The following is a 20,979-nucleotide window of genomic DNA, read 5'->3' on the forward strand; positions in this document are numbered from 1 at the left end:
GGACCGCTGTGGCGCTGGCTAGTCTGATGGACTGTCTTATTCGAGGAACATCCATGTCCGCGCCGACCATGACGTTGTACTACAACGCTGCTTCGCCGTTTGCCCGCAAGGTGATGCTTGTACTGCATGAAACCGGACAACTGAGCCGGGTGACGCTGCAACCGACTCTTCTGACGCCCGTCGCCCCGGTTGAAGAGCTGAATAACGACAATCCGGCCGGCAAGATACCAGCGTTAAGACTGGCTGATGGCAACGTCATCCATGACAGCCGGGTCATCCTCGACTACCTCGATCACCAGCATGTAGGCAATCCGTTGATCCCTCGTGAAGGTTCAGCGCGCTGGCGACGTCTGACCCTGGCATCCCTGGCGGATGCGCTGTTGGATGCGGCCTTGTTGATTCGTTATGAGCAAGCGTTACGCCCGGCGGAAAAGCACTGGGACGTCTGGCTTGATAATCAGCAAGAGAAGATCGAGCGCAGCCTCAGCTATTTCGAGCAGGAAGCGATAACTGAACTCAGCACCTCTTTTGACGTGGCATCCATCAGCGTCGCCGCGGCGCTAGGTTACATCGACTTCCGCCAGCCGGACCTGGCCTGGCGCAACCGCTATCCGCGTTTGGCCAACTGGTACTTTGAAGTCAGTCAGAGACCGTCGATGCAGGCGACCCAGCCTTCGGTTTGAGGCACAGATATTCGCGCAGCAAACACTTAACCCTGTGGGAGCGGTGCTTGCCCGCGATAGGAACGACGCAGATACAAGGTCAATCGCGTCCAGCCTTATCGCGGGCAAGCACCGCTCCCACAGGACTGCGTTCCAATTCAATTAGTCGCGTTGCCCGACAAGCCAAGTGTAATGATCACCCATCAATCACCTTGCGATAAAACGCCCACTCCTTCGTCAATGCATCCGCCTGGTTGACCGCCTTGCGGAAGCCGTGGCGCTCGTCTGCGTAGAAATGCCCTTCAGCCTCAATGCCTCGGGACTTCAGGGCCATCAGCATGGCGCGGGTTTGTTCTGGGACGACCACGGCGTCGAGCTCGCCCTGGAAGAAAATCACCGGCACCTGAATCTCGGCGGCATGCAGCAGCGGCGTGCGAGCGTGATAGCGGTCGATGTCCTCTTCCGGATCGCCGATCAGCCAATCCAGATAATCGCTTTCGAATTTATGCGTGGCTTTGGCCAGCGCCAGTGGATCGCTGACGCCATAGAGGCTGGCACCGGCGCGGAAGACTTTCTTGAAGGCCAGCGCGCACAGGGTCGTATATCCCCCGGCACTGCCGCCGCGAATAAAGGCTTGATCCGGATTGATCAGTCCGCGTCCCGCCAAGTGCGCAACGACTGCGCAGGCATCCTCCACATCGGCCACACCCCAGTTCAGGTGCAGGCTCTGGCGATACTCCCGGCCGTAACCGGTGCTGCCGCGATAGTTGAGATCCGCCACGGCAAAGCCGCGTTGGGTCCAGTACTGGATTTTCGGATCAAGCACCGGGTAGCAGGCCGAGGTCGGTCCGCCGTGGACAAACACCACCAGCGGCGGCGCGCCGACAGCATTCATGGCCGGATAGAAATAACCGTGAGCTTCACCGTCGCCACTCTTGTAGCTCAGGGCTTGCGGACGGCTGATCTGTTCGGCCGGCAGGGGGGCAACGCCACCGGCCAGGACCTGAACGCTATGATCTTTGCGACTGATCGCCAGCACCGCGGAAGGGCTGGTCGCTGAGGCCGCGATGCAATAGATATATTGATCGTCGAGCGCCAGGCTGCGGAAGCGGCTGTACTCGCCGCTGAAGTCCTCCAGCGTGCCGTGGGAGTCGCGCATTCCCAACACTCCGGTTCCATTCTCGGACCAAGTGCCAAGGTAGGCACCGTGGGGCAGCGGCAACCAACTGCGACCGCCTAGCTGCCACGGCGCTGGCGCATGATCGGCGTCGGACGCCTTGAGGTGGGTCAGGCCGAATGAGCCTTCCACACAAGGCTGCCAGAAACCGCCTTGATCGCTCAGGCAATACAAACGTCCCGTGGCGTCAAAACGCGCTTGCTGAATGGACTCCTCATCGCGGTCGCCCGCCAGGCAGCGTGGCTCGGACCAACCGCCCGCCGCCTGACGCTTGCTGCTCATCAACAACGTGCTGGTCCAGGGCTGGTGCGGCTTTTGCCATTCAATCCAGGCCAGACGCTGACCGTCAGGGCTGAGGGTCGGCGACGCATAGAAGTCCGCCCCTCGCGCCAGAACCAAACGCTTGCCATTGGCGACGTCAATGCTGACCAGTTGGTGGATGTCCTTATCTTCTTCAACGGCCAGAATCTGCCCGCTGGCAAACACCAGGTCACCGTAGCGTTTCTTGCCGGTGGTGATGGCTTCAGGCAGACCCTCGCCTTCGAACTCATCAAACACCAAGGGCTGGCGATAGAGCTGCTGATCGCTTTCGTTGACGAACACCAACGCATCGTCAGTCAGGCAGAACGAGCCACCGCCGTATTCATACACTCGGCTGCGCACGCTGAAGCCATCGGGTGTCAGGCAGGTTGTATTGCCCTCAAACCAGCGCCAGATGCGGCTCGCGCCATCCTCAGGCCGGTATTCATTCCAGAACAAGCCCAGTGGGTTGACTGCCAGCTCGGCGAAGTCGACTCCGGCGGCGACCGCCTGGGCTGCGGTGAACGTGTCAGGATTTGGCGATGAGGCGCGAGTTTCTGTCATTGCGAAAGGCCAGCTGCTCAATTGTTTGGGTAGCATATTCGGCTTCTTTTCGAGCCTGCACAATCATCCCGTGATGAGGCGATTTACTGCACACCGGATCGGCGTTGGCGGCGTCGCCGGTGAGCATGAATGCCTGACAACGGCAGCCGCCGAAATCCTTTTCTTTTTCATCGCAGGAGCGGCACGGTTCAGGCATCCAGTCGTAACCACGGAAACGGTTGAAACCGAACGAGTCGTACCAGATGTGCTGCATCGTATGGTCGCGAACGTTGGGGAACTGCACGGGCATTTGCCGCGCACCATGGCACGGCAGGGCGGTACCATCCGGGGTGACGGTGAGGAAGATATTGCCCCAGCCGTTCATGCAGGCCTTGGGACGTTCCTCGTAGTAATCCGGGGTGACGAAGATCAGCTTGCAGGGATGGTTTTCGGCGGCGAGCTTGTCGCGGTATTCATTGGTGACCCGCTCGGCACGAACCAGTTGATCCTTGGTGGGCAGCAAGCCTTGGCGGTTCAGGTGCGCCCAGCCGTAGAACTGACACGTTGCCAGCTCGACGAAGTCGGCTTCGAGGGCGATGCACAGCTCGATAATTTTATCGATCTTGTCGATGTTGTGCCGGTGGGTGACGAAATTCAGCACCATCGGGTAGCCGTGCTTTTTGACTGCACGAGCCATTTCCAGCTTTTGCGCAAAAGCTTTTTTCGACCCTGCGAGCATGTTGTTCACTTGCTCATCACTGGCCTGGAAACTGATCTGGATGTGGTCGAGGCCGGCTTCCTTGAAGTCGATGATCTTCTGTTCGGTCAGACCGATACCCGAAGTAATCAGGTTGGTGTAATAGCCCAGACGGCGGGCTTCGCGGATCAGCTCAGCCAAGTCCTGACGCACCAGCGGTTCGCCGCCTGAGAAGCCAATCTGCGCCGCCCCCATCTGCCGCGCTTCGGCCATGACCTTGAACCATTGCTCGGTGGTCAGTTCCTGACCTTGCTTGGCGAAGTCCAATGGGTTCGAGCAATACGGGCATTGCAGCGGGCAGCGATAGGTCAGCTCGGCCAGCAGCCAAAGCGGCAGACCGACCGCGGGCTTGGGCGGAATCTTGATCGCTGACTCGACCGGGGTCGACTCAGGCAAGTTCGATCCAGTGTTCGCCACGGGCGACCTCCATGAATTGCTCGACATCGCTGCCGAGCTCGGGAAAGCCCGGGAACTGCTCGTTCAGGGCTTCAATGATGGCCGCTACGCTGCGCTGGCCATCGATCAAGCCACCAATGGCGCTGGCGCTTTCATTGAGTTTGATCATGCCTTCCGGGTAGAGCAGCACGTGGCCGTTCTGCGCCGGTTCAAACTGGTAACGGTAGCCTCGACGCCAGCTCGGGACTTGTTGTCGATCAAAGCTCATAGGGCAATCCCCTTATGCCAGACCCGTTGGTCGGTCACGCTGTGATAAGGCGGGCGGTTCAGCTCGTAGGCCATGCTCATGGCGTCCAGCATGCTCCACAAAATGTCGAGTTTGAACTGCAGGATTTCCAGCATGCGCTGCTGGCCTTCATAAGTCGTGTAGTGCTGCAGGGTGATCGTCAGACCGTGCTCCACATCGCGACGCGCCTGGCCCAGCCGGGTACGGAAATACTCGTAGCCGGCCGGATCGATCCACGGGTAATGCTGCGGCCAGCTGTCCAGACGTGACTGGTGGATCTGCGGGGCGAACAGCTCTGTTAGCGAGCTGCTGGCGGCTTCCTGCCAGTTGGCGCGGCGAGCAAAGTTGACGTAGGCGTCTACGGCGAAACGTACGCCGGGCAGGACCAGTTCCTGGGAGCGCAACTGATCCGGGTCCAGGCCAACGGCCTGGCCCAAACGCAACCAGGCTTCAATGCCACCGTCTTCGCCGGGCGCACCGTCGTGATCCAGCAGGCGCTGAATCCACTCACGACGAATTTCACGGTCCGGGCAGTTGGCAAGAATGGCGGCATCCTTGAGCGGGATGTTGACCTGGTAGTAAAAACGGTTGGCGACCCAGCCCTGAATCTGTTCGCGGGTTGCACGGCCTTCATACATCGCCACGTGGTACGGGTGGTGGATGTGGTAATACGCGCCTTTGGCACGCAAAGCCTGTTCGAATTCAGCGGGGGACAGCGGCGTTGCTTCGCTCATTTTGGCTCCTGTAACAACACATCTCTTTCTGAATGACTCGGACCTGTGGGAGCGGTGCTTGCCCGCGATAAGGCTGGACGCGGTTCACTTTAGATCGAGGTGTCTTTATCGTCGGAATGCCGCCCAGACCAAGCACCGCTCCCACAGGTCAGTATTCACAGCTCTTACAACTCAATACTCATCCCATCAAACGCCACTTCAACGTTACGCCGAGCAAGCTCCGCGCGCTCGGGCGAGTCTTCGTCGAGGATCGGGTTAGTGTTATTGATGTGGATAAGCACCTTGCGCTGTTTCGGCAGATGCTCCAGCACTTCAAGCATGCCGCCAGGGCCGTTTTGTGCCAGATGGCCCATTTCAGTACCCGTTCGCGTACCGACGCCACGACGCTGCATCTCATCGTCGTCCCACATCGTGCCGTCCACCAGCAAGCAGTCAGCGGCGACCATTTTTTCCATCAGCGCATCATCAACCTTGCCCAGCCCCGGCGCATAGAACAGCTTGCCGCCGGTCTTGAGGTCTTCAACCATCAGGCCGATGTTGTCACCCGGATGCGGATCGAAGCGATGCGGCGAATAGGGCGGCGCGGCGCTGCGCAGCGGGAATGGCGTGAAGCGCAGGTTAGGGCATGCAGGAATCACGAAACTGCCTTCAAGCTCGATCCGGTTCCAGACCAGACCGCCATTCCAGTGCTTGAGCATGTTGAACAACGGGAAGCCAGTGCTCAGGTCTTCGTGAACCATGTCGGTACACCAGACCTGATGCGGGCAACCTTCGCGCAAGCTGAGCAGGCCGGTGGTGTGGTCGATCTGGCTGTCCATCAGGATGATTGCGCTGATCCCGGTGTCCCGCAGGGCGCGGCCCGGTTGCATAGGACCAAAGCCAGCAAGCTGTGCGCGAATGTCTGGAGAGGCGTTGCACAACACCCAGTTGATGCCATCGTCAGAGAGCGCGATGGACGATTGGGTCCGGGCATGAGCTCGCAGGCTACCGTCGCGGAAACCGGCGCAGTTCGCGCAATTACAGTTCCACTGCGGAAAACCGCCGCCAGCAGCGGAACCTAGAATCTGGATGTACATGTCAGCTCCCTGGGGCGAGGCATGGAAAGGAGGATCTAAAAGAAAAAACAACTCACCAATAAAAAAAGCCCCGGCGAACCGAGGCTTTGCACCGCGTTGTAATCAACGGCTTGCGAAGTACATGGTGACTTCGAAACCGATACGCAGATCAGTGTAAGCAGGTTTAGTCCACATAAAAGACTCCTTCTGGGTGATTGCAGCGGTGGGTGGTAAATCGTTAGTACACCTGCGACGGCATACGTTCGATGGTTAGGAAGCTATGTTACTTAATTTAACAAATTCTGGCTGTCGGATTAGTGAACAAAGCTTTTGCAGCTTTGGTAACGATCACGCGGCGTGCCATGGGTTTTGCGGGCTGTTGGTCAGGCAGAGCCAGCCGCCAATTGCATTTTGAAGGCTAGCAGCGGCCTGCAACACAGTATGCCTGTCGAGGTTTCTTAATGTTTCATGCAGCGCCGACATAAATCGTTCGTCGCGGCCCGCCAGATGCGCCTGCCAGCGTAGCTCTGCGGCTTGCGGGGCTTCCATGGCGTTGATGTCCAGTTGTGCGATGAGGGCGTCAGTTTGAGCGGCCATATCCACTTCGTTTATCCAGCGCGGCAGATCGTTCAGGAATTGTTCAATGTGCTCGACCAACTGCGGCACCGAGGCGTTAGGTGACTGTGCGCCGAAAAGTATTCCCGTTCGTCCGGCGATCTGTCGCAGGCCGCTGAATACCGCATAACCCAGTTGCAGCTCGACCCTCAGGCGCTGGTAGAACGGGCCTTGTGCCAGATGCGCCAATAATCGCCAGGCGGCTTCGTCGACGATGGACGAAGAGGGCGCGGGACAGAACAGCAGCACGGCGGCTTCCGAGGCGTGTGGCGCGGCGGCTTGCCAATGTTTACCGGGTGCCAGTGCTGGCGCTTGCAGTGTTTGCTCGTCGCGCTGGCCCGGCGTACTGAGTAATACGGTGTTCAGCGCGTGGATCGTTTCCTGTGCAAGGCCTGAGGTGAAGCTGATCCACTGCGTCGCTGGCCAGAAAGCTTGAACATCGGTGGTTTCACAGGCGGGGGCTGCGTTCAGAAAGCAATCGGGCAGCGCTTTGAGCAACTGTCGAATGGGAATCAGAGCGGGTTCATCGCTCGGCTGGCTCAGGTACGCCTGGGCCGAATCGTCCGGAGCGCTCAGCCGTTGTAACGCATGCTTCAGGATATCCGGCATGGGAGCGTCGAGGCCGGTCAGCTTGAGTTGCCAGTAACGGCCGTAAGCACTGAGCTCAAGACTGACGCCTGATTGCTTGGCATCTCGAGCGAGAGCCTTCAGGCTTTGATCAAACATCCGCCACAGCGTCGGCTGTGGGGCGGGCAGTAACCAGCGCAGGTAAAGCGCACCTTCGTGGCCATTGCTCGGTACGTTCAGGAATGGGTTGGGTTTCGGGAACTGCCAATGGATTTCTGGAGGTTGTGTGTTCGGTTGAATCTGCTCCAGCAAAGCGATCAGCGCTGTACGGCCGTTCTTGGACAGGCCTTTTGGCAGGTTGCGGGCGTGGTAGTGCGCTAGCTCAAGAGGGGAGCTGACATCCAGGTGCCGTTGCTGAAGGCGGTTATAGTCGTCGTGCAGGGATGGCCAATGGGTTTTGAAAGCGCAGATCCAGTCTGGAATCAGCGTTGACGCCATCGCGAGCAAGCTCACTCCTACAGATGTAACACGCCCCCCTGTAGGAGTGAGCTTGCTCGCGATGGCGTCGACCTTGATCAACAATTGACCCGCAAACTGATAAACCACCTCCGCCTTCAGCGCTCCAACCACCCCCTCCGCTCTACTGCCATTCAGGCAATGACATAAAAACGCGGCAGCTTCATCCGCTCCCTCAGGCAAATCCTCACACACCAGCAGCAGTTGCTGATCGGGGCTGACGAGTATTCGACGCTCGTCATCCACCAGCTTAGGCGGGTGTGCTTGCGTGACCTTCACGCCACTGACCAGCCCTGCGCCATAACGCGTCGCCAGCTGTTTTAGCTCGTCCATTGACTGCGGTCCCGCCAGGCACAAGGTCATTTGCCCGGCCTGATAAAACCGATGATAGAAAGCCTGTAACGCCTGCTGAAACGCCGGACGTGGCACCGGCAAGCTGTAGCGGTTGCCTGCATGAAATGCGCGTAGGGGATGGCGGGCAGAGATGCCTTCCAGCATCTGTATCTGCTGACGCGCAGTGGCGTCGCGAGACCAGGCGATGAACTCGGCATGCAGGACTTCCCGCTCGCGCAGTTGATCGGCCAGCATCATGCGTGGGTGAGCGAGCATGTCGCAGAGGCGCTCCAGCCCTTGGGCGAACACCGGTTCGGGGAGCTCGAAAAAGAAATCAGTGGTTCGCTCGCGGGTGCTGGCGTTGATCTGCCCGCCATGACGCTGGACGAAAGTCATCAGCTTTTCATCCCCGGCAAACCGCTCGGTACCGAGGAAGAACAGATGCTCCAGAAAATGCGCAAGCCCCGGCCATGCCGCCGACACATCATGACTACCCGCTGCGACCCGCAATGAAGCAGCGCAACGCTTGAGCCGTGGCGCATGGCACAACACGACGTTCAGGCCGTTGGCGAGCGTCAGATGTTCGGTGGTGGGGGAGGCAGGCATGGGCGTTCCGGATGACGTGATCAGGTCATGCTAGCGGAATTGGTTGTGCATGGCACCGCGCGGCTTCGCGGTAAACGATAGACCTGTAGGAGCGCACGAGCACCGCGAGGCCGCGATGGCGGTGTATCAGACAAGACGCCATCGCTGCCTCGCGGTGCTCGTGAGCTCCTACAGAAAGTGCATTTCAATTCAGTGATTTGTAAATCGTTAGAGGCTACAGTTCAACCCTGCCCCAACCCCACATACAACCCCGGCCGCCGATCATTGAAGTAGGTATTGATCGACCGCGACTGCTCCATCAACTCTCGGTCCAGCGTGCCCCAGATCAGCACTTCATCCTGCTGTGCCACGGCCAGCCGACTGCCATCCGGGGCGCAGAGGCTGCTCAGGCCGCAGTAATGGATGTCGTCTTCGCTGCCGCAATAGTTGGCGTAAACCACGTAGCACTGATTCTCGTAAGCTCGGGCGCGGACTGTCACTTCGGCGACAAAATCATAAGGTGCCATGTTAGCCGTCGGCACCAGAATCAACTCGGCACCTTCCAGCGCCAGTCGTCGGGTGTTCTCTGGAAACTCGACGTCATAACAGATTAGAAAGCCCAGACGCCAACCGTTTAACTCCACAATCGGGAAGCGGTCCTCGCCCGGGCTGAACATCGCCTTGTCCAGTTCGCCGTACAGGTGCGTCTTGCGATAGTTGCAGAGGGTTTTGCCGTGGCCGTCGATCAGCTGCACTGAGTTGTAGATCAAATCGTCGACGCCCAACTCCGGGTATCCATAGAGGATCGCGATGCCGTAACCCTTGGCGATCGCGGCGATATCCCCCGCGGCGAAGCCATCACTGGGTTGCGCCAATGTACGCGCCGCCTCGGCACCGATGTTGTAGCCGGTGAGAAACATTTCAGGACAAACCAAAAGCTCCGCACCGAGCGCTGCCGCCTCTCGCGCCTGATCATCCAGACGTTGCAGGTTGCCGCCGATATCCAGCGGCAGGGGCGGGCATTGGTACAGGGCGATGCGCATGATTCATGCCTTTTGTTCAGTCGGTCAGGGCGATGGGACCAATCTCGTGGAACACATCACCGGGGCCTGGGTTGTCGGCGTGAGTTTTGCCGCCGAAGTGGGTCATGATGCCCCACACTGCGTTCAGTGAGGTCTGCACTGCGCCTTCGACCCAGGCGGGTGTCCAAGAGACGTCGTCTCCAGCGATAAACATGCCGCGCTGCTCGACGGGCATGTCTTGCTGCATGAAGTGCGCGTACATCCGCTGGTTATAGCGGTAATGCCCTGGCAATGCACCCTTAAAGGCACCGAGGAAATGCGGGTCCGCTTCCCAGGAAACGGTTATCGGGTCGCCGATGATCCGCGCCGCGATGTCGACTTTAGGGTAGATCTTCTTCAGCGCATCGAGTGCCAGTTTGACCCGTTTGTCGATGGGCTGCGGCAACATTTTCAGCGCGTCGCTCATCCACGAGTAAGACAGGCAGATCACGCCGGGCTTGTCGTCGCCGTTATCGAACAGGTAAGTGCCACGGGTCAGGCGATCGGTGAGGGTCATGCTCATCAGGTCGCGGCCGGTCTCGGGGTCTTTGTCTTTCCAGAATGGACGGTCGACCATCACGAAAGTTTTCGACGATTGCATGTAGCGCGTACGGTCCAGCGCCATCCACATTTTTTGCGAGAACAACGACTCTTCGCACTCGATCTGGGTGGTCAACAACCAGCTCTGGCAGGTGGTCAGCACGGCAGCATAGTGGCGGATATCGCCCCAGTTATCAGTGACGGCCAGCAGACCGTCTTCGGCGCGGGCAATGCGCTTTACGCCGGTACGTGGCGCGCCATGGTGCAATGAGGCAAGGCTGGTGCCTTCAGGCCAGTGGGCACAGCGCTCCGGAACATGCCGCCAGATGCCCAGCGGCACTTGTTCTACGCCGCCAACGATCAGGTGCTGGTGGTCGTCGCAGTTGGTCATGACCACGCGAAAAATTTCCAGCATCGAGTTGGGGAAGTCTGAATCCCAGCCGCCGGTGCCGAAACCGACCTGGCCGAAAACTTCGCGGTGGTAGAACGACAGTTTGGCGAACGCTTTGGAGGTGGCGACGAAATCATAAAACGTGCGGTCATCCCACAACGGCACCAAGGTGTTCCATAGCTCTTTGAGGCGCGGCACATCGCGGTCGCGGATGGCTTGCTGAATGTCCTTGAAGCCCGAACCTTCTTCCAGCGCATCGGCCCAGGCGTCGGCCACTTCCTGAAACATCGCGGGGAGATCCGAGAGTTTTTGCGCGTAATAGGTCACGCCTTCCAGATCGATAACGGTACTGCCCGAGGCAGCGGTCAGCGGGTTTGGAAAGGGCTTCGATTCCAGGCCAAGCTTGTCGACATAGTGGTAGAACGCCGTGGAAGACACCGGGAAACGCATGCCGCCCAGCTCCGCGATGATGCCTTCCGTGCCTTCAAAAGCCTGGGAGCGCAGACGGCCGCCCATCTTTGATGCCTCGTAGACGACGGGCTTGAGGCCCAGCTTCATCAGTTCATAGGCCGCCACCAGCCCGGCGATGCCCGCGCCGACAATCGCCACTTCCTGGCCGTGATTCTCGGTCGGAATACTGCCCAGCCCGGCGGGATGCTCAATCCAGTCGTCGAAAGCGAAGGGGAAGTCCGGGCCGAAAATAGTGATCGGCTTCTTACCGTCTGCGGGATGGCGATTGTTTTTCATGACTGACCTGGCTGGAACGCGAAAGGCACAGTCTAGACAAGCGCAGGAACGTAAATAAGACGCAAAGTGTCGTCGTTATGGAGTGATTTTGTGCGATATGACGAAAGTATCGGTCAATTTGGATTGAAATACATTTTCTGTAGGAGCTGCCTTGTTTTAAACAGGCTGCCCGCGATCAATCTTGCTGCTGAGGATTATTGAGGTCGTGGTTTTCTCGACGCCATCAACGCTGCCGATCAAATCCAGCAATTGGTCCAGTTGCTCGGGAGAGTCGGTACGAAGCCAGGCCACGTAGTCGAATTCGCCACTCACAGCACACAGCTGCTGAACCTGAGCCAGGCTGCTAAGGCGGCGCAGCACTTCCTTGCCTGAACGCGGTTGCACGGTGATCCCGACATACGCCTGCAGACCACCGTCGACGACACGCTGGCTCAGGCGTACGCCATAGCCGGTGATGACCTTGGCGCTTTCCAGCCGTGCCAGCCTGGACGTGACCGTGGTGCGGGCGATACCCAGTTGCCGTGCGAGCATCGCAACGCTTTCGCGAGCATTGAGCTGCAGGGCCGCGATCAACTGGCGGTCGATTTCATCGAGGACGGGCTGGCGGGTTGTGGACAAGCTTCTCTCCTTCAAGGCTGCGGGCATATTACCTGTGGTGGCTGCCAATGGGTTGCCACGAGCTAAAACGAAGCAAGAAGAATCATTCTGGTGCGCTCGCCATGAGCCGATTCTTGAACTAAAAAGGCAATGTGTCCGTTAAGCGATGTCTTGTGTCTGGCTAGCGTTAGATGAGTCCGGAGGGTAGGCGTAGAGTGAAGGTCGTTAATAAGTAATGTCTCAATTTAATCTGAACACTATTAATGCCGTTATTTCGACTCTTGCCTCGGAAGTTTAAAGTGCGGGCGACTGTTTTTCATAACGTTGCCTGGCGTATATAAAGTCCATCCTCTATATCATGAGTGCTCAAGTTGAGTTGGCATGTCACTTGCTGAACAAGACGCATAACCCACTTACACAGTGAGATTCGTTATGGTCAGCAAGACGCTTACGCTAGAGCAGCCAGCTGTCGGGGCTTTCAGTTCGCGCTGGTATCAGTTGGTTATCGGCATGGTTTGTATGATGGCCATTTCCAGTCCGCAGTATGTGTGGACTTTATTCACCGGCCCATTAACACAGAAGTTGGGTGTTTCACTGGCTCAGGTGCAAATAACTTTCTCCCTGTTAATTATTCTGCAGACATTCTTTTCACCGGCCCAAGGCTGGTTGATTGATCGTTTTGGTCTGCGCAAGTTGATCGCTACGGGCTGCGTGCTATCCGGTTTGAGTTGGGTACTGGCCAGTCAGGCGACTTCATTGACGGCGTTGTACCTGAGTTATGGCCTGCTGGGTGGGCTGGGGACTGGCATCGTGTACGTCGGCATCGTCGGTTTGATGGTGCGCTGGTTCCCGGATCGTCGCGGTCTGGCGGCGGGTGCTGTCGCGGCGGGTTATGGCATGGGCGCGATGCTCACGACCTTCCCGATCAGCAACAGCCTCAAGGATGTCGGCATGGAGTCGACGCTGATGACCTTCGGCCTGATCCTCGGCGTCGTGGGTTTTGTCGCTTCTCAGTTCTTGCGTCAACCGCCCGCGCAACTTGCCGAACAGCCTGTGCCGATAGTGGGCAGAGTGGTGGCCGATGTGACGCCCCGTCAGATGCTTAAAACACCGCTTTTCTGGCTGATGTTCGCGATGTTCACCATGATGTCCACTTCGGGCTTGATGGTCACCTCGCAGATGGCCAGTTTCGCCAAGGACTTCGGCATGACCAACGTGATGGTCATGGGCATGGCTGCCTTGCCCCTTGCGTTGACCATCGACCGCATCTGCAACGGCCTGACCCGGCCATTGTTTGGCTGGATCTCTGATCATTGGGGCCGGGAAAACACCATGGCCTTCGCCTTCTTTTTTGAAGGCGTCGCCATGACGTTGTGGTTTCTGACCATCGATAACCCGGTGCTTTTCGTGCTGCTGTCGGGCGTGGTGTTTCTCGGTTGGGGTGAGATTTTCTCGCTGTTCCCGTCGACGCTGACGGATACCTTCGGCAGCAAAAACGCAACGACCAACTACGGCTTTCTGTACATGGCGCAAGGCATTGGCTCAATCTTCGGCGGTCCGGTGGCGGCATTGCTGCACCAATACACCGACAGTTGGGTTCCGGTGTTTGCCGTCGCGATCAGCTTCGACATCATTACCGCCGCACTGGCCTTTTTCGTCCTCAAACGCATGCGTATCAACTGGCTGGCGAAGAATGCCCCGCAGCCTGTCAACCAAGGAGTCTGAATGCTTAATACAACGCTCGCAGCCCGTGGCATCGCCGTCGCGCCTCATAGCCTTGCTGCTCAATCGGCATTGGCCATATTGCGCGAGGGTGGCAACGCGATTGAGGCGATGGTCGCGGCGGCCGCTACGATTGCGGTGGTGTATCCGCACATGAACAGCCTGGGTGGCGATGGCTTCTGGTTGATTGTCCCGCCCGAAGGCGAACCAATTGCCATTGATGCGAGCGGCCCGGCCGGCAGCCTTGCGACGATGGAGCGCTACGCGGGCATGACGCGCATCCCGGTTCGCGGTTCCGGCGCCGCACTGACGGTCGCCGGGACCGTGGGCGGTTGGCAAGAAGCGTTGCAAGTCAGCGCTGAAAGGGACGGTCGTCTGCCACTGCCCCGGCTGTTGGCTGATGCGATTTTCTATGCGCAATCCGGCATCCCGGTCACCCCGTCCCAGCACATGGCAACCGCCAGCAAGAAGGCTGAATTACAGGATATTCCGGGCTTTGCCGAAACCTTTCTGCACGACGGAAAAGCCCCTGTTGCGGGCAGTCTGTTCAAACAGACTCGCCTCGCCGGGACCCTGCGAACGCTGGCAGAAGAGGGGCTCGACAGTTTCTATCGCGGTTCGCTGGCGGACTCCATCGCCAAGGATTTAGAGCGGGTGGGTGCCCCGGTCACTCGCAGTGACCTGGAGGGATATCGCGCCAAACGTGTTCGGGCTTTGGCGCTCCAGCACAGCGCTGGCACCGTGTTCAATATGCCGCCCCCAAGTCAGGGGCTGGTGTCGCAAATGATCCTCGGCATCGCCGACCATGCGAGTCTGAACCAATGTGCAGCCGATAGCGCCGAGCACATCCATACTTTGGTTGAAGCCACCAAGCTGGCGTTTGCGGTGCGCGATGAACACATTACTGATCCCGAGCACATGACCATCGAGCCGCAGGCCTGTCTCGAAGCGGATTACCTGCACACTCTGGCCGAGCGAATCGATCCGCAGCACGCAGCGGCGTGGGGCGAGGGCAAGGGGCCGGGCGATACGATCTGGATGGGCATCATCGACAACAATGGCTTGGCGGTGTCGTTTATCCAGAGCATCTATCACGAGTTCGGCAGCGGCGTAGTGTTGCCGGAAAGCGGCCTGAACTGGCAGAACCGGGGCGCCTCATTCAGTCTCGATCCCGATCATCTGTTGGCGCTGAAGCCGGGCAAGAAACCGTTCCACACGTTGAATCCTGCGGCGGCGCGGTTGAGTGACGGGCGCACGCTGGTTTACGGCACCATGGGTGGCGACGGCCAGCCCCAAACCCAGGCTGCCGTGTTCAGTCGGTATGCGGTGTTCAATCAATCATTGCAGCAGGCCGTCACCGCGCCGCGTTGGTTGCTGGGCAGAACCTGGGGCGACAGCAGTGACACGTTGAAGCTGGAGTCGCGTATCGCGCCCGAAGTGATCGAACAACTGAAAGCCCTTGGTCATGAGGTCGAGATACTCGCGCCCTTTACCGAAACCATGGGGCATGCGGCAGCGGCGGTACGCTTGCCAAATGGTTCTTTCGAAGGTGCGTTTGATCCGCGCAGTAATGGGGCGGCGGCGGGGTATTGAGTGTAATCACGCAACAACACGGCCCCTGTAGGAGCTGCCGAAGGCTGCGAAGGCGGTGTTTCAGGATAATTAAATCGCAGCCTTCGGCAGCTCCTACAGGAGTGCATTTCAGACAGTTCGGTTGAGCTACGCCTCTATCGCTGGCAATTGCTGCTCAATCACACCCAGCCAGCCCATGCCGGGATAGGTCTCGAATCCAGGCGTCATCGAGTAGCCCTGGATGACGTTGTTGGGCTGGGTGCTGTAACCGCTGGCCTGTCCGGCTTTGATCTGCAAATCAACGTTCTGCCCCAAATGGCTCTGGGCGTCGGAGCTGGCGATGACGTTGTGCTTGGCGTCGACCAGCATCACCCGGCTTCGAGCGCGCTCTTCGTCACTCAAGCGCACGCCGTTGATGATCGAGTCCGCCTGATTTTTCCAGTCGAAGAAAATCCCGATCACACCAATTACCGGCGTTTGCTTGCCGGCCTTGCTGCGTACAGCCGCACTGAATGCGCAGGTTTGCGAGCCGTTAAGTAACGGTTCCACCGCCACTTCCCCGGCAAAATACTGATCACCGGATGAGTGCCGCACGGCCTGCTTGAACCATGGTGCCTCTGCCACGTTGGCACCGATGACCTTGCCGAAAGTGTCTGGCCGACCCGAGGCGATGACGCGTCCTTTGGTGTCTGCAACCCAGATATCCAGATACACGGTGTAGCTATCGAGGATGATCCCTAACCGCCCGCTGGCGTGAGCGCTGGTTTCCGGCGTGGTTGTGGTTAATGCATCGACCAGCGAAGCATCCGTCGCCCACCAACGGACATCGCACGTACGCTCATAAAGGTTGCGGTCGATGATCTCGATCATATTCAGCGACAGATCCGCCAGCCGCTGACCGCGTACGTCAAAGCACATGCCTCGGCCCAGATCAGTCAGTTCATTGACTGATGCCTGCAAATCCTGGGTCAGGCCACTGGCGATTTTCGAAATCCGTTCGGATATGTCCTTGACCTCTTCCGCCACGACGGAAAATCCCAATCCGGCTTTACCCGCATGCGCCGCTTCAATCAGTGCATTGATCGCCAAGAGTCGAGTTTGCCGCGTGATCATTTGTATGTCGCTGACACCTCGATTCGCTAACGCTTCCACTTCTCGGGAGAGAGTGACTATCCGTTCGGGTTCGATCATGTGCTTTCTGCTTCAAAAAGTTATAGGAGGCGGCAGCCTTCACATAAACAATGTGCAAAAAAAGGTACAGAAAAAGGGGCTATTGATTGCCCCTTGGAGTGCGGAAGTTTGAACTTCCTATTTGGTCATCGGCTGATGTCACCGTGCCTTTAGGCAAGCTATCGCAGTTTCGGTGGTCTGTCATCTGCCGGTATGAATGCGCGCAGGGCGCTACCGTTTGCCTGGACTGATCAGATTTTCCAGCGTCTTGAAGTTTTCGCCAGTCGCTGTTGCAAGCCGTCGATATTGCTCGCCAGTTGCAGCATCAGCAGGTGATACCCGGTGAGTTGCACGGGGATCGGGTAACCCAGGTCTGGCAGGTTCGTTTCGGATGTACGCTGCAGGCGCTCCGTCGCACCTGTTTGCAACGCACGAGCCATACCGATCAACTGACGGCGGGTTTGCCGGAACTCCGTATCCAGGCGTGCACGCCATTCCGGGCCGGCCGCTTGATCCAGATCTTCCGGGCGAATGTTGGCGAGGATTTCCAACGTGCTCAGGCACATGCGGAAGTGCCCTTGAATGGCATCCAGCTCGACCATGGAAATTCGCACTTCCTTGGACACTGAAGGCAGCAGCGAGCGCAGCTGTAACATGGTGGCGTTCAGGCGCGCCATTAGCTTCAGATGCTCGTCAGCCGCTACGGGTTGGCCATGGATAATGCGGCCATACACTTTGGCGCAGTCACGCAAACCGCTGGCCAGGTTGTAGCGCCAGGAGAACACTGCATAAAGCGGTAGGGCGAACGAAAATGCCAACGCCAGCGCGATACCGATAAGAATGTCGACCGTACGCCACAACCCGTCGCTGATAGGGTTGTAACCATGGCCTGCAACGATGAACAGCGTAATGGCCGAAAGCAACGCGGTATACCCGCCCTTGCCGATCGCGTGATACGCAAAGAATCCGCACATTACCGACATCATCGCGTACGTCAGCAACGGCATCTCCAGATAACCCTGCTGCACAACGACCAGCAACCCAAGCCCCGCACCAATCAATGTCCCGTAGGCACGCTCGACGGACTTTTTGCGGATATTGCCGTGATGCTGCAAGCCACCAATCACGATCAGCATCGTCACCGATGCCCACTCGCCGTGAGGCAGATTCAGCCCCGTGGTCAATAGAATCGTCACCAGCAACCCGACCGCAATCCGCGCCGCATGGATCAGGCGAGCATGGCGATAGCGGCGGTAAGGATCTAGCAAGGGCCGCAAAACGCGACGCAACCAGAAAGGCAAACGGAGAGAGCGGGTATTGGTCATGCGTTTAAAGACCGCGCGGTTTGGGAATCGATCCCGGAAGAGACGCGGGATGACGTCACTAAGCCACAGTCGCGATGAAATGTTTCATCACATGTGAGGTGTTGCATGTGAGTTTTTATGAGAGTAGCTTGCTGAACCATCACATGTGATGTCCTGGAAGGCGCTCGGATGGCTCGAAAAACTTCAACCGACTACATGCGTGAAATGCGTGCACGGCTGACGGCGGCCGGGTACGTCAAAAGAGAGCTGTATGTGCTTCCTGAAAACGCTGAAGTCTTGAGAAACGTCGAAAAAGTGTTACGCCAGCCCTATTTGGGTAACCGCATCAAACTGGAGGAATTCATGAGCGAAAATACCAACTGGACCATCGACACGCTGCACTCGGCGCTCGTTGAACTGGACGTGGTAAAGAGTAATGAAGTCGAGTTGACGCTGGTCCAGGGGGCCGAGCCAAGCTTGAGCGTGACGATGAATAACTTCGGCGGCCTGCCGATCATCATTGCAATTGCGGGCGACCAGATTCTTGTGGATTGCGTACTGGTTTACGCCTCCCAGGTAAAAGACGTCGCGGCATTCAACGACACCGTATTGCGCAGCCGGGACATCTTCCCGCTGTCGTCCATCGGTATCGAAACCATGCCCAACGGCGAGACCGTCTACAGCATGTTTGGCGCACTGAGCGCGGCTTCTTCACTGACCGTCATTGTCCAGGAAGTGTTTACCTTGGCAGACAACGTGATCCGCGCCGCTGATGCCTACGAAGATTTTTTAACAGTTGACTCACAGTAATCGGGAGACAAATCAATGAGCCTTTGGAAGAAAATGGTTACCGCTATGCGTGGCGGCGCCTCCGAGGTCGGTGAGGCAATCGTCGACGCTCAAGCCCTACGAATTCTGGATCAGGAAATCCGTGACGCCGACGCTTCGATGCTCGCCGCCCGTAACCAGCTGATTCAGATCAAAGCCAAGCACAAGCTGTCCGTACAGCGTGTGGACGAACACGACAAGAACATCGCCAACTGGGAACAGAAAGCCATCGCCGCCATGAACAAGGGCGAAGAAGGTCTGGCTCTGGAGTGTGCGGAAAAGGTTTCCGAATTGACCGCACTGCGTGATCAGGAAAAAGCCGCCGCTGACCAGTTCGGCATTCAGGTCACCAAGTTGACCGCTCAGGTCACCAAGGCCGAAAGCCAGATCAAAGGCCTGCGTCAGCAAGCCGACATGGCCAAGGCGCGTGACAGCGTACAGAAAGCGCAGATCAACGCCGCCGCGGCCACAGGCGGTGCCAATGGCCGTCTGGAAACTGCCGTGGGTTCGCTGGCGCGCATCAAGCAGCGTCAGGATGAACAGGACGCCAAGCTCGAAGCCGCAGAGGAACTGGACAACGCGGCGAACGGTGGTGATCTGGAGCGTCGTTTGCAGGATGCCGGTATCGGTGCGAAAACCGGTGGTGCTGCTGACGTTCTGGCCCGCTTGAAAGCGCAGAGCCAAGGTGGCAACGCGGGTCAGTAAGGTCTGAAAAAAGGGGCAAGCGGAAATCCGTTTGTCCCTTTTTTGTTTGGTTGCTTTTACTGGTTCGAACGGTGCCTACATGAAAGTCGGAAGCGGACTACGCGTTATTCTTGGCCTCGCTGCTTTGATGATTGCAGTTCAGGTGATTAACTCGCTGACCGCAAACAGCCTGCTCAGCCATGGTCTGGTCCCCAGGACCTGGTCGGGGCTGCAAGGCGTTATTTTTTCCCCGTTTCTGCACGGTTCTGTTCGTCATCTGCTGAGTAACCTGCTGCCCTTTATCGTGCTGAGCTGGCTGGTGGCGACCGAAGGTTTGCAGCGTTATGTCCGTGTAGTGTTGCTGGTAACGCTACTGGGTGGGCTGTTGGTCTGGGCAGTGGGGCGGTCGACGATTCATGTCGGGGCCAGTGGATTGATCTTTGGGTTGTGGGCTTATCTCTTGGCGCGCGCGTGGTTTCAGCGCAGTCTGATCAGCTTCGCTGTCGCATTGGTTACATTGGTCGGCTACAGCGGATTGATCCTGGGCTTCATACCGGTGCCGGGCGTCTCGGTTGAATCACACATTGCGGGCGCGCTTGCCGGTATTGTCGTGGCCTGGCTGATGCACGCAAAAGGGCTGGTTGAAAATCCGTCGGTGTGAGCAATTTTCGCGCTGAGCATCGCTTCGGCGCCAATGAAAGGAAACGCATTATGAGTTGGATCAAACGAGCCTTGGGGTTGGCGCCGCCAAAGCCGCCCGCAGCGGTCGCGCCGTTAAATAGTGCAGCGTTGCTCACGCCGTTTGGCCTGGCAAGCGGACGCATGCTGGATCTTGATGACTCGCTCAAGTTGCTGCTTGATGGGCATTCGGAACTGGTTGTACCCAATGAAGAGGTGGTCTGGTCTGTGGGTCACGTGGACCTTGGGCAATCCATTCGGCTGGTGCGCTTCTACTTCGAAGATGAAGACTACTGGATGCAGGTCATGATGAATGGCCCAGCCGCCGAAGATGTGCAGGACGTTATCCTGTTCGGCTACAGCAGCGTTGTGACCATCAACAGCGAGTCGGAATTGAAGCGTCTGGTAGGCCCCGAATCCAAAATCGGTTTGCCACTGTACGAGCACGACGGCTGGGAGTACGAGCGGCAGTGGGGCACGGAAGAAGGTCAAACTGAATTGACCCCCATGACCGAAGAGGTTGCCAACCCCGAAGGCAGCTACCGGATCGAGCATTTGAGTATGCTGTACGCCCGCGACACGGGCTTGATTGATCGTCGTGAGTTTTTGCTGTTGTCGGTTGAGGAGGATGAAGAGGGCATCGTTTCTCTCACTACTTCGGTTGGCGTCACGCTGCAGTCCACTGACTTCACCGTCATCTAAAAGGAAGTAAAAATGCTTGATGCGCTTAGTTTGTCCCTCAGCTTTCAGTCGGTGCTGAGCTTCGTTATCTACATCATTGTGGCGGGTGGTTTGTTCGGTCTGTTCCAGATGGCCTACACCCGCCTGACTCCGCACAAAGAGTTCGTGCAGATTCGCGAAGGCAATGTCGCTGCCGCTGTTGCACTGGGCGGTGCATTGATCGGGTTCGCTCTGCCTGCCAGCAACGTGATCACTTACAGCATCAGCGTGCTGGACGTGGTGATCTGGGCGGTCATTGCAGCTGTTGTGCAATTGCTGGCGTTCACCGCGACCAATTTTGTTCTTAAGGACCTCTCGGCTCGCATCACCCGTGGCGAACTGGCCGCTGCCATTTACGCGGCCAGCGTTTCGATCAGTGTCGGCTTCCTCAATTCGGCCTGCATGACGCCGTCGACCTGATTGCCTGTGATCGAAAGGA

Annotated in this window: 20 protein-coding genes; 8 read left to right on the forward strand and 12 right to left on the reverse strand. The window is 57.9% G+C overall.

What is annotated here, in order from left to right; translation table 11 throughout:
* The first annotated feature begins 53 nt into the window (after window positions 1–53).
* Window positions 54–683, forward strand: coding sequence for a glutathione S-transferase (locus ABRP31_RS00900; protein ID WP_349971068.1), 630 nt, complete (start codon window positions 54–56; stop codon window positions 681–683).
* Between the two features lie 175 nt (window positions 684–858).
* On the opposite strand, the gene ABRP31_RS00905 is transcribed toward ABRP31_RS00900, so the two are convergent.
* From ABRP31_RS00905 to ABRP31_RS00950, 10 genes are all read right to left on the reverse strand, one after another.
* Complete coding sequence (locus tag ABRP31_RS00905) at window positions 859–2,703, reverse strand: S9 family peptidase (protein ID WP_349971069.1); 1,845 nt, start codon at window positions 2,701–2,703, stop codon at window positions 859–861.
* Complete coding sequence (gene pqqE, locus ABRP31_RS00910; RefSeq protein ID WP_176469980.1) at window positions 2,669–3,856, reverse strand: pyrroloquinoline quinone biosynthesis protein PqqE; 1,188 nt, start codon at window positions 3,854–3,856, stop codon at window positions 2,669–2,671. The genes ABRP31_RS00905 and pqqE overlap by 35 nt, the downstream gene beginning before the upstream one ends.
* Window positions 3,828–4,103, reverse strand: coding sequence for a pyrroloquinoline quinone biosynthesis peptide chaperone PqqD (pqqD, locus tag ABRP31_RS00915; protein ID WP_027899483.1), 276 nt, complete (start codon window positions 4,101–4,103; stop codon window positions 3,828–3,830). Before pqqD ends, pqqE begins: the two co-directional genes overlap by 29 nt.
* Entirely contained in the window at window positions 4,100–4,855 is a 756-nt protein-coding gene (pqqC, locus tag ABRP31_RS00920) for a pyrroloquinoline-quinone synthase PqqC (RefSeq protein WP_099268493.1), read from the reverse strand. The genes pqqD and pqqC overlap by 4 nt, the downstream gene beginning before the upstream one ends.
* 164 nt (window positions 4,856–5,019) lie before the next feature.
* Window positions 5,020–5,931 (reverse strand): pyrroloquinoline quinone biosynthesis protein PqqB, encoded by a 912-nt coding sequence (pqqB, locus tag ABRP31_RS00925; RefSeq protein WP_349971070.1) that lies wholly within the window; start codon window positions 5,929–5,931, stop codon window positions 5,020–5,022.
* 102 nt (window positions 5,932–6,033) lie between these two features.
* Window positions 6,034–6,105, reverse strand: a complete 72-nt coding sequence (gene pqqA, locus ABRP31_RS00930; RefSeq protein WP_008365141.1) for a pyrroloquinoline quinone precursor peptide PqqA — start codon at window positions 6,103–6,105, stop codon at window positions 6,034–6,036.
* Window positions 6,106–6,258: 153 nt separating this feature from the next.
* The gene (pqqF, locus tag ABRP31_RS00935; RefSeq protein ID WP_349971071.1) at window positions 6,259–8,547 is read right to left on the reverse strand and encodes a pyrroloquinoline quinone biosynthesis protein PqqF; all 2,289 of its coding nucleotides are present in this window, start codon (window positions 8,545–8,547) and stop codon (window positions 6,259–6,261) included.
* Between the two features lie 221 nt (window positions 8,548–8,768).
* Window positions 8,769–9,569: a carbon-nitrogen hydrolase family protein gene (locus tag ABRP31_RS00940; RefSeq protein ID WP_349971072.1), complete on the reverse strand. Its 801-nt coding sequence runs from the start codon at window positions 9,567–9,569 to the stop codon at window positions 8,769–8,771.
* A gap of 16 nt (window positions 9,570–9,585) precedes the next feature.
* Window positions 9,586–11,265 (reverse strand): FAD-dependent oxidoreductase, encoded by a 1,680-nt coding sequence (locus ABRP31_RS00945; RefSeq protein ID WP_349971073.1) that lies wholly within the window; start codon window positions 11,263–11,265, stop codon window positions 9,586–9,588.
* Between the two features lie 156 nt (window positions 11,266–11,421).
* Window positions 11,422–11,883 (reverse strand): Lrp/AsnC family transcriptional regulator, encoded by a 462-nt coding sequence (locus ABRP31_RS00950; RefSeq protein ID WP_087268594.1) that lies wholly within the window; start codon window positions 11,881–11,883, stop codon window positions 11,422–11,424.
* Window positions 11,884–12,294: 411 nt separating this feature from the next.
* On the opposite strand from ABRP31_RS00950, the gene oxlT reads away from it, so the two are divergent.
* Window positions 12,295–13,587, forward strand: a complete 1,293-nt coding sequence (oxlT, locus tag ABRP31_RS00955) for an oxalate/formate MFS antiporter (RefSeq protein WP_349971074.1) — start codon at window positions 12,295–12,297, stop codon at window positions 13,585–13,587.
* On the forward strand, window positions 13,588–15,177 hold the full coding sequence (locus tag ABRP31_RS00960; RefSeq protein ID WP_349971075.1) for a gamma-glutamyltransferase family protein: 1,590 nt from the start codon (window positions 13,588–13,590) through the stop codon (window positions 15,175–15,177).
* A gap of 126 nt (window positions 15,178–15,303) precedes the next feature.
* Here the strand turns inward: ABRP31_RS00960 and ABRP31_RS00965 are convergent, their stop codons facing one another.
* A complete protein-coding gene (locus ABRP31_RS00965; RefSeq protein WP_349971076.1) occupies window positions 15,304–16,347 on the reverse strand; it encodes a methyl-accepting chemotaxis protein in 1,044 nt (347 codons plus the stop codon).
* 230 nt (window positions 16,348–16,577) lie between these two features.
* Window positions 16,578–17,651: an FUSC family protein gene (locus ABRP31_RS00970; RefSeq protein ID WP_087268606.1), complete on the reverse strand. Its 1,074-nt coding sequence runs from the start codon at window positions 17,649–17,651 to the stop codon at window positions 16,578–16,580.
* Between the two features lie 168 nt (window positions 17,652–17,819).
* Between ABRP31_RS00970 and ABRP31_RS00975 the strand changes: the two genes are divergently transcribed.
* From ABRP31_RS00975 to ABRP31_RS00995, 5 genes are all read left to right on the forward strand, one after another.
* Window positions 17,820–18,440 (forward strand): YjfI family protein, encoded by a 621-nt coding sequence (locus ABRP31_RS00975; RefSeq protein ID WP_087268609.1) that lies wholly within the window; start codon window positions 17,820–17,822, stop codon window positions 18,438–18,440.
* A gap of 15 nt (window positions 18,441–18,455) precedes the next feature.
* Window positions 18,456–19,163: a PspA/IM30 family protein gene (locus ABRP31_RS00980; protein ID WP_087268611.1), complete on the forward strand. Its 708-nt coding sequence runs from the start codon at window positions 18,456–18,458 to the stop codon at window positions 19,161–19,163.
* Between the two features lie 79 nt (window positions 19,164–19,242).
* Window positions 19,243–19,803 carry a rhomboid family intramembrane serine protease gene (locus tag ABRP31_RS00985; RefSeq protein WP_349971078.1) on the forward strand — a complete coding sequence of 187 codons (561 nt, stop codon included), beginning with the start codon at window positions 19,243–19,245 and terminating at the stop codon, window positions 19,801–19,803.
* Between the two features lie 50 nt (window positions 19,804–19,853).
* On the forward strand, window positions 19,854–20,522 hold the full coding sequence (locus tag ABRP31_RS00990) for a DUF2491 family protein (RefSeq protein ID WP_087268617.1): 669 nt from the start codon (window positions 19,854–19,856) through the stop codon (window positions 20,520–20,522).
* 12 nt (window positions 20,523–20,534) lie between these two features.
* On the forward strand, window positions 20,535–20,960 hold the full coding sequence (locus ABRP31_RS00995) for a DUF350 domain-containing protein (protein WP_032629074.1): 426 nt from the start codon (window positions 20,535–20,537) through the stop codon (window positions 20,958–20,960).
* Window positions 20,961–20,979 lie beyond the last annotated feature (19 nt).

It is taken from the genome of Pseudomonas caspiana (assembly GCF_040224095.2).
GTDB lineage: Bacteria > Pseudomonadota > Gammaproteobacteria > Pseudomonadales > Pseudomonadaceae > Aquipseudomonas > Aquipseudomonas caspiana.